This is a genomic window from Vibrio sp. 10N.261.45.E2, assembly GCF_002875705.1.
Taxonomy (GTDB): Bacteria; Pseudomonadota; Gammaproteobacteria; order Enterobacterales; family Vibrionaceae; genus Vibrio.
In genome coordinates, this window is sequence record NZ_MCZZ01000113.1 from 66,225 (window position 1) to 79,553 (window position 13,329).

A 13,329-nucleotide genomic window follows, 5' to 3' on the forward strand; every position below is an offset into this window, starting at 1 on the left:
AGGGAAATCGGTATAATCTGTGTCTCAGAAATTACAGAGGTATAGAGTTGTGAAAATTAGCTTAATTGCAGCTATGGCTCATGGTGGGAAAATTGACAAGGAAAATGGTTTTTATTTACCTGAAGCTGGTGACAGAATTATTGGTAAAGAGAATGCCATGCCATGGCACTTACCTGCTGATTTTGCTTGGTTTAAAAAGCACACTCTAGGAAAACCAGTAATTATGGGGCGCAGAACTTATGATTCTATAGGTCGCCCTCTTCCTGGAAGACAGAATATAGTTATCAGTCGTGATCCTGAGTTATCCATCGACGGGGTAACAACAGTTACATCTACAGAGGAAGCTCTAAAAGCTGTTGGAGACGTTGAAGAGGTAATGGTTATAGGTGGTGGTTCTATATATGAATCTTACCTTCCTATAGCAAATAAACTATATCTAACATTTATTGAAGCTGAAATTGAAGGTGATACTCGCTTTCCTAACTGGGGAAGTGAAGGTTGGACTTGTGAGTACGATGAATATTACACTCATGACACTAAGAACCGATTTGATATGCACTTTGTTATATTAGAGCGATAATTTATAGTATGGCTTGCTTTCTTGAAATATAAAGCAAGCCCTATATTAAACTATAGTTAGAGCTTCTTGAGTGAAGAACTGTTTGTCTTCCCATCGAAGTATCGTTAACTCTCCTCCCCAAACGCACCCAGTATCAAGTCCAATCACATCTTTTCCGTTATAGCCTTCAAGTGCAGCCCAGTGCCCAAAAACAACGGTTTTATCCAGCTTTATGCGTTGTGGAAGGTCAAACCACGGCACTAGTGGTTCATTGGTAATTTCATTGGGGGGCAGCTTACATGCCATGTCCAGTCGACCATCTTCAAAACAGAAGCGCATTCTTGTCAGGCTATTGATTGCATAGCGATAGCGTTCAATATCATGTAAATCTTGATGCCATAAATCAGGCGTGTTGCTGTACATACTCTCGATTAACCACTGCCACTTATCTGATCTAAGTAAGGATACGATCTCTCGATTTTCAATATGTGCTCTTTTTAGGTCCCATTGCGGTGAAATACCGGCATGAGACATCACGAACTCAGAGTGTTCTTGAATTAACGGCTGTTGCCTTAACCATTCGAGTAGCGGTTCGCGGTCTTCAGCATCAAGAATTGCTTGAGTCTTATCTTTTGGTTTAGCAGGGAATAGCCCTAAGGAGACCGCAAGAAGGTGTAAGTCGTGGTTACCTAAGACAACCTTAGCGGCATCACCAAGGCTACGAATAAAGCGTAGCGTCTCCAATGATTTAGGACCACGAGCGACTAAGTCTCCAGCGACCCATAAGGTATCTTGGTGTTTATCAAAGTTGATGGTTTCAAGCAGTAATTGAAGTTCGTCGAAGCACCCTTGGATGTCTCCGACAATATAATTCGACACAATAATTTCCTGTAGATACTGAGCTATGGTTAATTGAGAATATTGGGGATTGCGAGTCTGAATGGGTCAATTTCGGTGATGAAATCAATCCCCTTGTGATCAGTCATCACATAGTGACCTTGCATAACGCCAACAGGAGTTTCGATAACAGTGCCACTTGTATAGGTGTATTCGTCATTGGCTTCAATTACAGGTTGTTGTCCAACCACACCATCTCCTTCGATAGTGAGTTGTTTGCCGTTAGAGTCGGTGATTAACCAACGACGAGACATCAGCTGAACTGTTGTTTTACTTAGGTTTTTGATGGTAATGATGTAGGCGAAGACATAACGATTCTTCGTTGGCTCAGATTGTTCTTCTATGTATTTAGAGTGAACCTGGCATTTGATACAAGGCGTAGATATATCCATATTCGCACCTTTTGTTGTTGGTATACTTAATGTAATTAAAGTATTACATAAAAAAGGCTCCTAACCGAAGTGTAGGAGCCTATTTTATTTATTTGTCAGCGTTGTGACTGTCATGTAGCCAGTTTGCCATGTCGACAAACTGTTCGAGCGTTAAGTTCTCAGGGCGCATGCTTGGGTTGATACCTAGCTCTTCAAGCACTTCCTTATCGATTAAGCTCTTGTAGCAGTTACGAACTGTTTTACGACGTTGGTTAAAACCTTCACGACATACGCGATCTAGCCATTTTAGGTCTTTAGCCGGGTATGGTAAGACTTCGTATGGCTGCAGGCGTACAACCGCTGAGTCTACTTTTGGTGGCGGAACGAAGGCCGTTGGTGGTACTTCTAGCACAGGTGTCACTTTACAGTAGTACTGAGCCATTACGGTAAGGCGGCCGTAAGCTTTGCTACCAGGTCCCGCAGCCAGACGGTTAACCACTTCTTTTTGAAGCATAAAGTGCATGTCTTGCACATCTTTATGGAATTCAAAAAGGTGGAACATTAATGGCGTAGAGATGTTGTATGGTAAGTTACCAAAGATACGTAGCTTATTGTTTGGCTTCACCAACTCTTGGAAATCGAACTTCATCGCATCGCCTTCACGGATCGTTAGCTTGTCAGCCAGATCTGGATGGTTACGAAGACGTTCTGCAAGGTCTCTATCCAATTCGATAACCGTAAATTTATCGACAAGCTTACCCACAGGCTCAGTAATTGCGCCTAGACCAGGACCGATTTCTACTAGGTTTTGACCCGGTAATGGGTTAATGCTCGATACGATACCATCAATAATGTATGGATCGTTAAGGAAGTTTTGACCAAAACGTTTACGCGCTTTGTGCCCTAAGTGGACATCATTTCTCATTGCTTTTTCTCTACTAATTCAATGGCGTGCGTGAGCGCTGTTCTAAAGCTCCCTGTATCGGCTTGGCCTTTCCCTGCCAAGTCTAAGGCGGTACCGTGGTCGACTGATGTGCGAATAAACGGTAAGCCAAGAGTGATGTTCACTGAGCGACCAAACCCTTTGTATTTCAATACCGGGAGTACTTGGTCGTGATACATACCTAAAACAGCATCTGCATCTTGCAAATATTTTTCATTAAAGATGGTATCTGCTGGCAATGGGCCAACTAAATTGATGCCATCTTTTTGGCGAATTTTTTCTAGCGTTGGGGTGATAGTTTCAATCTCTTCACGCCCTAGGCAACCATCTTCACCGGCATGCGGATTCAAGCCACACACGTAGATAGTTGGTTTCTCAATAGCAAATTTTTCGACCAAATCTTTATTCAGAATAGCAATAATTTGCTCTAATCTGTCTTCGGTCACTGCTTGAGATACATAAGCTAGTGGGATGTGTGTTGTTACTAACGCAACACGCAGCCCTTCAGTTGCCAACATCATCACCACCAGTGGTGTGTTGGACTTCTCTGCAAAGAACTCGGTATGGCCACTAAAAGCGACGCCAGCTCGGTTAATTACACCCTTATGAACAGGGCCGGTGACAATAGCATCAAATTCATCATTCATACAGCCAATTGCTGCGGTTTCTAAAGTATTTAATACGTAATGACCGTTAGCTTCGTTAAGTTGGCCTGCAACTGCCGTTTCAGCGAGTGGAATGTGTTTCACTACCAGTGTGCCAGCGCGTTGCGGTTGCTTAGCTGCCTTTGCATCATAATCTAGCAGATCAACGTCGATACCAAGAATTTTGGCTCGCTCAGCTAGTAGTGTTTTATCGGCACAAACCACGAGTTGATGAGGCCAGCTTTCTTGAGAAAGAGCTAGGGTTAAATCTGGGCCTATCCCTGCAGGTTCTCCCGCAGTTATGACAATACGTTTAGTTGTTGTCATCTTGGTCGTCCTCAACCATTTCAACAAAGGCACTTGCTCTTACTTCTTGTAGCCAAGCGCCAGCTTCTTCGTTGAACTTACGGTTAAATAGAATTTGGTAAGCTTTGTTTTTCAACGCAGAATCGGTACGGTCAACTTCACGACGGTCTAGTACTTCAACAATGTGCCAGCCGTGTACGGTTTTAAATGGCGCACTTATTTTACCTTCAGGTAGTGTTTCTACTTGGTGTTTGAATTCTGGTACATACAAATCTGGTGTTTGGTAACCTAGCTCACCATCTTGTACTGCAGAACCTGGATCTTGGCTGTATTGCTGTGCAAGATCACCAAAGCTCGCTTCACCTGCGTTGACACGACGAGTGATCTCTTCAAGTTGCTCTTTAGCACCGTCATCACTCAAGATTACCGTTGGTTTAATCAGGATATGACGTGCATTAACTTCCGTTACCGCGACAGTTTCTAAGCCTTTCACATCTTCAATTTTCAGAATGTGGAAACCAACACCACTTCGGAAAGGACCGATGATGCTGCCTTTGTTCTGCATTTTTATCTGGTCTGCAAAAATGGTTGGCATCTCTTCTTTACGCATCCAACCCCAATCACCGCCTTGCAGTGCTTTAGGACCCTTAGAGTAAGTATACGCCATGGTGCTGAAGTCTTTACCTGAGTTAAGTTCTTCAACAAGCTCTTTGGCTTGAGCTTCTAACTCTTCTTTGGTTTGGTCATCATTAAAGCGCAGTTGAATGTGGCCAATCTTGTATTGAACCGTAGCATTCGTTTCTTGAGCAAGGATATCAGCTAGGTTGTCTACTTCTGCAGGAAGAATGTTGATACGACGACGAACTAAGGCGTTACGAGCTTCACTTGCTGCGATTTCTTTTCTTACTTGTTCACGAAATGCGTTGTAGCTAAGACCTTCTTCAGCAACCGATGCGGTAAGTTGATCTACTGTTTGGTTGTTGTCTTTCGCGATACCTTCAATTGCTTGATCAAGTCGAGCATCATCAATACGAACGCCAATACGCTCCGCTTCTTGAGTTTGAATAGTATCGATGATTAGTTTTTCAAGCACTTGCTCATTGAGTACGTCTTGCGATGGCAGTGTTTGACCGCTTTTCTTAGCGTTTGCACGTAGCGTCTTCATCGAAGCATCGATGTCGCTTTGTAAGATAACGCCTTCGTTGACGATAACTTTTACGCTGTCTAGCTCGACCGGTGCGGCATAGCTTGTTGTTAAAGTACAAGCCGCTGCGATGGCAATTAATGTGCGTTTCCACAATGTCATGTGTAATCCTTTAAATTTACTGATGTTTTATCAGTAAAGAAATTAGTTGTTTAAGAAGAATGGGCGACCGTAACTTAGAGAGTTGTCTGAGCTACTATCCCCAACGGCACCTGAGTCAGAACCGATATTTGTACCGAAGCCGACAATACCGAAGTTCACACTGAAGTTGTTTTCGTAAACCGGCGTCGCGTTAGGGTTGGTAACAAAATCACCTTCCCAACTGCGCAGTTGATTGCTGTATGTGAAACCTATATACCAACAATCAGACCTATAGTTTAGGCTTGTTAACCATTCGAGCTCTTCTTCTGTTGTCAGATCATAGAAGTACTGGGCACTAGCATTCCATTTAGCCGAGATTTGATAACCACCTAATAATCCCAGTTGAGAGATACCGTCTTTTGTTATTTGATTTATGTTGGTTATAGTTTCTCCAACATTATCTTCTATATACTCTTTTGTGACATAGCGATAGTTGGTTTGTACGTAACCGCCAGTAAAACGGTATTCTATGGTGCTATTGGCGAGCTGCAATTCTGATGCGTCGATATCGTACTGCACACCACCATGATAAAATAGGTAATCATCGTAGTTGAAATCGACCTCTACAGCCCATGCGGAGTAGTTAGATTTATCGTTTGGATCTGTTCCTTCGACAGTACGTTTAGTATCTTTGTCGATATAAAAAATTTGGCCAAAAGATACATTTAAGCGTTCCCTATATTCATCATCAAAGAACCTAGAAGATGCACCGTAGCTAATTTGGTTGGCTGCCGCAATGAAGTCAACGCCACTGTATTTACGGCTTCTAAATAGACCGTAGTAATCCGTTTGCAACAATGTAGTGTCGTAAAGAGCGATATTAGATTGGTCTTCTTCGGGTACATAAAGGTACTGAACTTGAGGTTCGAGTGTTTGCGTGTAGCCCCCAATTAGTGTTGTATCTCTCTCTAAAACGATACCAGCGTGGCTTCTGAACTCAGGTATAATTCGGCTGACTGATTCTTCCAAATTTTTGTATTCGTTGCTAGATGTATCAACGCCATCAAGATCTTGCTGGTAGTAAGTACCAAGAAGTCGAGCTTCCGTTGTCCACGTTCCCCAAGTATTGCCTATAGGTATAGTAATACCTGGTTCCACGTGTACACGAGTCGCTGACGGTTTGTCTGCAGCGTCGGTATCAAATAGCGACACATGACTGATCATGTCGAAGTCTAAGTAGTCCATCACCTCAGGGGCGTAGTAGTTATACTCCAGCTGTGGCATTAGACGATAAGGTTGGTTGTTTGGAGTTAAAACTTGAAAATCTCGGACAAGTACAGACGCATCCCAGTTTTGAGAACGGTAGGTTGCTTTACCTTCTTGTAATAGTTGGCCATCTTCACGATTACCAATACTACTGCCACTGATGTCTGTGAAGTAGTCGATATCACTGACTTTTGAGTAATCGACTTCAAACAACCAAGACTGTTGGAATATTCCTGAGTGTTCTAACTGGGCACCCCAACGGTCGCCTTTCTCTTTATATTTTTTATCGTCGGGCAGGTATTCTGACTTAATGCTACCTGAACCAAAGTCGCTCAAGTAACGGAATTTACTATCAAGTTGAGTGCCACGCTCTTGCATGTACTTGAAGGTCGTTTCTAAGTCATAGTTTGGTGCTAAGTTCCAGTAAACCGGTATTTCAGCTTCAAAACCATCGCTTGAGCCATATGAAACGGTTGGGTACAAGAAACCGGTTTTACGGGTATCGCCAATTGGAACCGTTAAATAAGGTAGGTAGAAAACTGGTACGCTTTGAATCTCAAAACGTGGATTATAAAAGGTGGCTTGTTCTTCATTTTGATCAACGTCGATACTCGATGCTCTTAGACGCCAAGCATTATCGCCGATAGGACAAGAGGTGATCGAACCATCTTCGATCTCATAAACCGCTTTACCTGTTTTTGCGATATAAACCGCATCTCCACGACCTGGTTCACAAAGAAATTCGTAATCGGTATTCTCAAGCGTCATTTCATCTGTAGTCAGATTGTTGGTCGCTCTGTCTGAGATAGATTTGATTTGACCATCACTAAAATTTACGTTGCCTTCAGCTACAACGATATTTTCTTGTTGGTGTAGGGTTACGTTATCTGCAAGGATGGTCTTGTTCCCCTGCGTAACTCTTACGTCACCTGAATATATAGCCTTGTCACCATTGATAGCTTCTAAGCGATCTGACTCAACATGTGCGGGTAGCTGTGTCTCGTTTTCTGCAGCGGGCTCGATCAAGCATTGATCTATAGAGGGCATTTCCTGCACACTACTATCGGTGATTGTTTCAGCTTGAGTTGTCGACACGTATAACGCCGTACTTATAGACGCGGCTAACAAGGTGCGGGAAAAAGATTGCATGAAGTTGAACTATCCTGTGTCACTAGATGAAGGGTTGATCTAGTATCAATCCAATTAATAAAGCATTTTCCTTATGATAAAGGAAATAATAGCATTCAGCATCATCAGACAGCATTACTCAGATAAAATTCATAGATAGAGAACACATAATGCAAATATTTGGCAAAATTTTGGGCGCGTTTTTTGGCTTTTTATTTGGAGGGCCGCTCGGTTTAGTTTTTGGTCTTTTTTTAGGACACCAATTCGATAAAGCTCGTCGATTGAATCAGTCTGGTTTTAATAGCTCTGGTTTTGGTCGAGGCCCAAGCCAAGCAGAAAGACAGAACGAGTTTTTTAAATCCGCTTTTGCGGTTATGGGGCATGTCGCTAAAGCGAAAGGGCAGGTAACGCCAGAAGAGATTCAACTCGCTTCTACCATGATGGAGCGCATGAACCTACATGGTGAACAACGTAAAGCGGCGCAAGATGCTTTCCGTGACGGTAAAGAGAGCGACTTCCCACTGAGCGACGTACTTGAGCGAGTGAAAATCTCATCGGGTGGTCGTTTTGACCTTCTTCAGTTCTTCTTGGAGCTTCAAGTATCCGCTGCATTCGCTGATGGAAGCTTGCACCCAAGTGAGCGTCAGGTTCTGCATAAAATTGCTCAAGGTCTTGGCTTTTCTGCAGAGCAACTTGAACGCCGTTTGCAGATGCAAGAAGCAGCATTCCGTTTCCAACAACAGGGTGGAAGCTTCGGTGGTGGTCATCACCAAGGGCAGTCGTCAGGTTGGCAACAAGCATCACAACAAAACCAACTTGGTGATGCATTTAAGGTTCTGGGCGTAAGTGAAAGTGCTGATGGCAAGGAAGTGAAAAAAGCCTACCGTAAGCTGATGAATGAACATCACCCAGATAAACTGATGGCGAAGGGCTTACCACCAGAGATGATGAATGTCGCGAAAGAAAAATCGCAAGAAATTCAAAATGCTTATGACCTGATAAAGAAGGTCAAAGGTTTTAAGTAATCGAACATTAAACCGAGTAATCACAAATTTACTCGGTTTTTATTAAAGGGAATTATATGACGGTAACGTATCAGGATGTTCTAGAGTTTTGGTTCGATGAATTGACGCCTAAAGATTGGTTTACGGGCGGTGCCGAGGTTGACGCTTTGATAAAGTCTCGATTTTCTGAACTGCACAATACAGCTATCCAAGGTGAGTTATTTGAATGGCGACAAAATGCACAAGGGCGCTTGGCAGAGATTATCGTGCTTGATCAGTTTTCTCGAAATATTGGTAGAAACAGTCCAGATGCGTTTACTGCCGATTCTATGGCGTTAGCTCTCGCTCAAGAAGCGGTCGCGGGTGGTTTTGATCACCAACTTAGCGAGCAACAGAAAAGCTTCCTGTATATGCCTTATATGCACAGTGAGTCTTTGTTAGTTCACGAACAAGCCGTGGAACTCTTTTCTCAAACTGGATTAGAAAATAATTTAGATTTTGAGTTTAAGCATAAGATTATCATCGAGCGTTTTGGTCGTTATCCGCACCGTAATGATGTGTTAGGGCGACCTTCGACTCCCGAAGAAGTTGAATTCTTGCAGCAACCGGGTTCAAGCTTTTAATTGTCGGAATACACGCTAGCAGATAAAAAGAGGCTAGAGGGAATAAAAACCTCCAGCCTCTTTTTTTTGTTTTAGTGATGAACTTTGGCGCTCGAGCTAGTTTGTTTGGTTAAGCGACCAGTCGTAGTCATAACTGATGTTTTGAGTATTAGTTACTGCTTCAATTCGATATTGGTCTAAGTGCTCAAAGAGCTGTTTTTCTGTACCAAAATCCACAGCAAACCATTCGTAAATTGATGATAATTGAAGCTTATTATTTGTAACCAGCGCGCCTTTACCACTGTTTACAAACTCACTAGCAGCTTGTTCTAACAAGGCTTCAGTATTGTCAGAGGTAAAAGCATCAGCTTGTAAGTTAGGGCAACCTAGGCTGGCACAGTTCACCGCATAATGCGTGCGTGGGTCTTGCCAAATCGGTCTTAGGATTCGATGTTCAATATCGTTGAGTGTTAGTGATTTCCCGTTGACGGCTACCACATCGTCTCCCCATGGTCCGAAACTAAAAAGACCCCCTAGCTTGGTAATAGATTTGATTGGGTAGGCATCAAGAATCAAATCGACAGTCACTGCGTTGTATAGGTTAACCCAGTAGGCATACTGCTCTGCTTTTGAATAGTTAAGTGGATTAACCTGTTCTAGACTCTTGATATACTGTTTGAGCTTTCTCTTATCTGCAGCGCTCACTGCTTTATAGCGAACCAGGGTATTTTGCCCTTGTTGAACTAAGTAGTTATCGAGAAATAACTGCCAATCTTGATGAGAGACCTGTTCTAGATTGGTTTCGTTGCTTTGATTCCAGTATGGCCAAAGATCGGATTTAGGCGCAGACCAAGCTAAGGTTGAGAAAAGTAGACTGGCAATAAAAAGTAGTTGTTTCATGGCATTCTCCTGATGACTGACTACTAAGACCTTATGGCTTACGATTTTCTTTCATAGTTATCGATTTAAATAAACCTATGAAGTTAAGCTAAAATTTCAGCCAAATAAAAAAGGTTGGCATTAAGCCAACCTTTAGGTTTATTCAGAAACGTCTCATTATTTTAAGAAGTTAGGAATCTTAGCTTCAAACTCAGAGATCTTATCGGCATGTTGAAGTGTAAGGCCGATATTATCCAAACCGTTCAGTAGGCAGTGACGGCGGAACTCATCAATTTCAAACGAGTACTCTTTGCCATTCGCACTCACTTTCATTGCTTCTAGATCAACAGTAATTTCTGCGCCTTCATTTGTTTCAACGAATTGGAATAACTCATCCACTTCTTGCTCAGTCAGTCGAACTGGCACCATTTGGTTGTTGATTGAGTTACCGTAGAAGATGTCGGCAAAACTTGGCGCAATCATCACTTGGATACCGTAATCAGCAAGTGCCCAAGGTGCATGTTCACGCGATGAACCACAACCAAAGTTTTCACGAGCAAGCAGGATTGAAGCGCCTTGGTAGCGAGCTTCGTTCATTACAAACTCTGGATTTGGTTGCTGGCCTGCGTCATCTAAGAAGCGCCAATCGTGGAACAAGTGCTTGCCAAAACCGATGCGGTTTACTTTCTGCAGGAACTGCTTTGGAATGATCGCATCAGTATCGATGTTGGCCGTATCTAGAGGAACGACTAATCCGGTGTGTTGTTGAAAACCTGACATGTTAAATCCTCTAATTAAAGTTCACGAATATCGACAAAGTGACCAGCGATAGCCGCTGCGGCTGCCATTGCTGGACTAACTAGGTGCGTACGACCATCACGGCCTTGGCGACCTTCAAAGTTACGGTTTGATGTAGAAGCACAGCGCTCTTGTGGACCAAGACGGTCGTTGTTCATTGCAAGACACATAGAACAACCCGGCAGGCGCCATTCGAAGCCTGCTTCTTTGAAGATGATATCTAAGCCTTCAGCTTCGGCTTGTGCTTTTACTTGCTCAGAACCCGGAACGATAAGCGCTTGTACATGTTTTGCCACTTGGCGACCTTTCGCTACCGCTGCAGCTGCACGCATGTCTTCAATTCGAGAGTTGGTACAAGAGCCCACGAATACTTTATCTACGTTGTAATCAGATAGAGATTTACCTGCTTCAAGCCCCATGTAAGCCAGCGCCTTTTCTGCCGATGCTTTTTCAACAGGATCTGCAAAGCTTTCTGGTGCAGGGATTGGCGTGTCTACAGAGATAACCTGACCTGGGTTGGTGCCCCAAGTAACTTGTGGTTTGATGTCTGCTGCTTCTAGCGTGACAACTGCATCAAATTCAGCATCAGCATCTGTTTTTAATGTGTTCCAGTATTCAACGGCTGCATCAAACTCTTCACCCTCAGGAGAGAACTTACGACCTTTGATGTATTCATAGGTGGTTTCATCTGGGGCAATCAGACCTGCTTTAGCACCAAGCTCGATAGCCATGTTACATACCGTCATACGACCTTCCATCGTAAGGTCGGTAATCGCCTCACCACAGAACTCAACCACGTAGCCTGTACCGCCAGCGGCTGTTGTCTTGCCGATGATCGCGAGCACGATATCTTTTGCTGTAATGCCTTCAGCGACTTTGCCTTTTACTTCGATCTTCATGGTTTTCGCGCGAGCTTGTTTTAGAGTTTGCGTCGCTAATACGTGTTCTACTTCTGAAGTACCGATACCGAATGCTAATGAACCAAATGCACCGTGTGTTGCCGTGTGTGAGTCACCACAAACGATGGTCATACCCGGCAGAGTAATACCTAGCTCTGGCCCCATGACGTGCACAATGCCTTGGTATTTGTGGTTTAGGTCGTAAAGCGTGACACCAAACTCTTCACAGTTTTTCGATAGCGTTTCCATTTGGATACGAGCCATCTCACCTGAAGCGTTAATGTCTTTGGTTTGTGTTGATACGTTGTGATCCATAGTCGCGAAAGTTTTGCTTACTTGGCGAACTTTACGGCCTTTTTCACGCAGACCATCAAAGGCTTGAGGTGACGTTACTTCGTGAACAAGGTGACGATCGATATAAAGAATTGGCGTTTCGCCTTTCGCTGCAACCGCAACGTGAGCGTCATAAACTTTTTCGTATAAGGTTTTGGCTTGCTGGTTTGTCGACATAGCTTTTCTTCCTTGGGAGCATCAGTCCCAGTGTTTGTTTCGAGCCAAGTCATGCGATTTAAGCTGACTTGGCTTGATATTATTCTTATGTACTTGCTTTCAATCGGAGCATCCAGCTTATGAAGCTAAGATGTACTCTGCGATCTTGTCACCCATTTCAGAAGTAGTAAGCGCTTGGTTGTCACCTGCAAGGTCTGCTGTTAACTCGCCTGCTGAAAGTGCTTTAGATACCGCTGATTCGATGTCTTGTGCTGCCGCTTCTTCACCTAGGCTGTAACGAAGCATTAGCGCAGCAGAAAGAATCTGTGCAACTGGGTTTGCGATGTTCTTACCTGCGATGTCTGGTGCACTGCCGCCTGCTGGTTCGTATAGACCGAAGTTGCTTTCGTTCAAGCTTGCAGAAGGAAGCATACCCATAGAACCAGTGATCATTGCGCACTCATCAGAGATGATGTCACCGAAGATGTTTGAACATAGCATTACATCAAACTGAGATGGATCTTTGATTAGCTGCATGGTCGCATTGTCGATGTACATGTGGTTTAGCGTTACATCTGGGTAATCTTTTGCGATCTCTTCGACTACTTCGCGCCATAAGATAGAGCTTTGTAGAACGTTCGCTTTATCAATTGAGTAAACATTTTTGTTACGTAGGCGTGCAGATTCAAACGCAATTTTTGCAATACGTTCGATTTCGTAGCGGTGGTAAACCTCGGTATCAAAAGCTTTTTCAGTTGCGCCTTCGCCTTCACGACCTTTAGGTTGGCCGAAATAGATACCGCCGGTTAGTTCACGAACCACAACGATGTCGAAACCATTACCAGAGATGTCAGCACGCAAAGGAGAGAAAGACTCTAGACCTTTATGGATTTGTGCAGGACGTAGGTTACAGAACAATTGGAAGTGTTTACGAAGAGGAAGTAGGGCACCACGTTCAGGTTGATCGTTTGGTGGAAGGTGCTCCCACTTAGGACCGCCAACCGAGCCGAAAAGTACCGCGTCAGATTCTTCACAGCCTGTTACTGTCGCTTCTGGAAGTGGACAGCCGTGGTTATCAATCGCAATACCACCAACATCATACTCTTCGCGAGAAAAGCTAATTGCGTGCTTCTTTTCGATCGCGTCTAGCACTTTGTGTGCTTGTTGCATTACTTCTGGGCCAATGCCATCACCAGGTAGTACGGCAATCTTGTATGATTTATCAGTCATGTTAATCCTTTAATTCTTGTTACTGAGCT

General features: G+C 43.6%; 13 protein-coding genes. 3 read left to right on the forward strand and 10 right to left on the reverse strand.

Annotation, left to right across the window (positions count from 1 at the left end):
- Positions 1-73: 73 nt before the first annotated feature.
- The gene (gene folA, locus BCT34_RS09820; RefSeq protein ID WP_076657036.1) at positions 74-580 is read left to right on the forward strand and encodes a type 3 dihydrofolate reductase; all 507 of its coding nucleotides are present in this window, start codon (positions 74-76) and stop codon (positions 578-580) included.
- A 45-nt stretch (positions 581-625) separates the two neighbouring features.
- Here folA and BCT34_RS09825 read toward each other — a convergent pair whose 3' ends face one another.
- From BCT34_RS09825 to lptD, 6 genes are all read right to left on the reverse strand, one after another.
- Entirely contained in the window at positions 626-1,438 is an 813-nt protein-coding gene (locus BCT34_RS09825; RefSeq protein ID WP_076657019.1) for a bis(5'-nucleosyl)-tetraphosphatase (symmetrical) ApaH, read from the reverse strand.
- Positions 1,439-1,467: 29 nt separating this feature from the next.
- On the reverse strand, positions 1,468-1,848 hold the full coding sequence (gene apaG / locus BCT34_RS09830; RefSeq protein ID WP_076657020.1) for a Co2+/Mg2+ efflux protein ApaG: 381 nt from the start codon (positions 1,846-1,848) through the stop codon (positions 1,468-1,470).
- Between the two features lie 88 nt (positions 1,849-1,936).
- Complete coding sequence (rsmA, locus tag BCT34_RS09835; protein ID WP_017632191.1) at positions 1,937-2,752, reverse strand: 16S rRNA (adenine(1518)-N(6)/adenine(1519)-N(6))-dimethyltransferase RsmA; 816 nt, start codon at positions 2,750-2,752, stop codon at positions 1,937-1,939.
- A complete protein-coding gene (gene pdxA, locus BCT34_RS09840) occupies positions 2,749-3,741 on the reverse strand; it encodes a 4-hydroxythreonine-4-phosphate dehydrogenase PdxA (protein WP_076657021.1) in 993 nt (330 codons plus the stop codon). The genes rsmA and pdxA overlap by 4 nt, the downstream gene beginning before the upstream one ends.
- Positions 3,728-5,026 (reverse strand): peptidylprolyl isomerase SurA, encoded by a 1,299-nt coding sequence (gene surA / locus BCT34_RS09845; RefSeq protein ID WP_076657022.1) that lies wholly within the window; start codon positions 5,024-5,026, stop codon positions 3,728-3,730. The genes pdxA and surA overlap by 14 nt, the downstream gene beginning before the upstream one ends.
- Positions 5,027-5,068: 42 nt before the next feature.
- On the reverse strand, positions 5,069-7,420 hold the full coding sequence (lptD, locus tag BCT34_RS09850) for an LPS assembly protein LptD (RefSeq protein ID WP_076657023.1): 2,352 nt from the start codon (positions 7,418-7,420) through the stop codon (positions 5,069-5,071).
- Positions 7,421-7,569: 149 nt separating this feature from the next.
- Here lptD and djlA point away from each other — a divergent pair, with 149 nt between their 5' ends.
- Positions 7,570-8,424: a co-chaperone DjlA gene (gene djlA, locus BCT34_RS09855; RefSeq protein ID WP_076657024.1), complete on the forward strand. Its 855-nt coding sequence runs from the start codon at positions 7,570-7,572 to the stop codon at positions 8,422-8,424.
- Positions 8,425-8,480: 56 nt separating this feature from the next.
- Complete coding sequence (locus tag BCT34_RS09860; RefSeq protein WP_076657025.1) at positions 8,481-9,026, forward strand: DUF924 family protein; 546 nt, start codon at positions 8,481-8,483, stop codon at positions 9,024-9,026.
- A 96-nt stretch (positions 9,027-9,122) separates the two neighbouring features.
- Here the strand turns inward: BCT34_RS09860 and BCT34_RS09865 are convergent, their stop codons facing one another.
- The 4 genes from BCT34_RS09865 to leuB all read right to left on the reverse strand — a co-directional run bounded on the left by BCT34_RS09865 (position 9,123) and on the right by leuB (position 13,300).
- Positions 9,123-9,905 (reverse strand): DUF547 domain-containing protein, encoded by a 783-nt coding sequence (locus BCT34_RS09865; protein ID WP_076657026.1) that lies wholly within the window; start codon positions 9,903-9,905, stop codon positions 9,123-9,125.
- Positions 9,906-10,061: 156 nt separating this feature from the next.
- Positions 10,062-10,664, reverse strand: coding sequence for a 3-isopropylmalate dehydratase small subunit (gene leuD / locus BCT34_RS09870; RefSeq protein ID WP_076657027.1), 603 nt, complete (start codon positions 10,662-10,664; stop codon positions 10,062-10,064).
- Positions 10,665-10,678: 14 nt separating this feature from the next.
- Entirely contained in the window at positions 10,679-12,091 is a 1,413-nt protein-coding gene (gene leuC / locus BCT34_RS09875) for a 3-isopropylmalate dehydratase large subunit (protein WP_076657028.1), read from the reverse strand.
- 117 nt (positions 12,092-12,208) lie between these two features.
- Positions 12,209-13,300 (reverse strand): 3-isopropylmalate dehydrogenase, encoded by a 1,092-nt coding sequence (gene leuB, locus BCT34_RS09880; RefSeq protein ID WP_076657029.1) that lies wholly within the window; start codon positions 13,298-13,300, stop codon positions 12,209-12,211.
- Between the last annotated feature and the right edge of the window lie 29 nt (positions 13,301-13,329).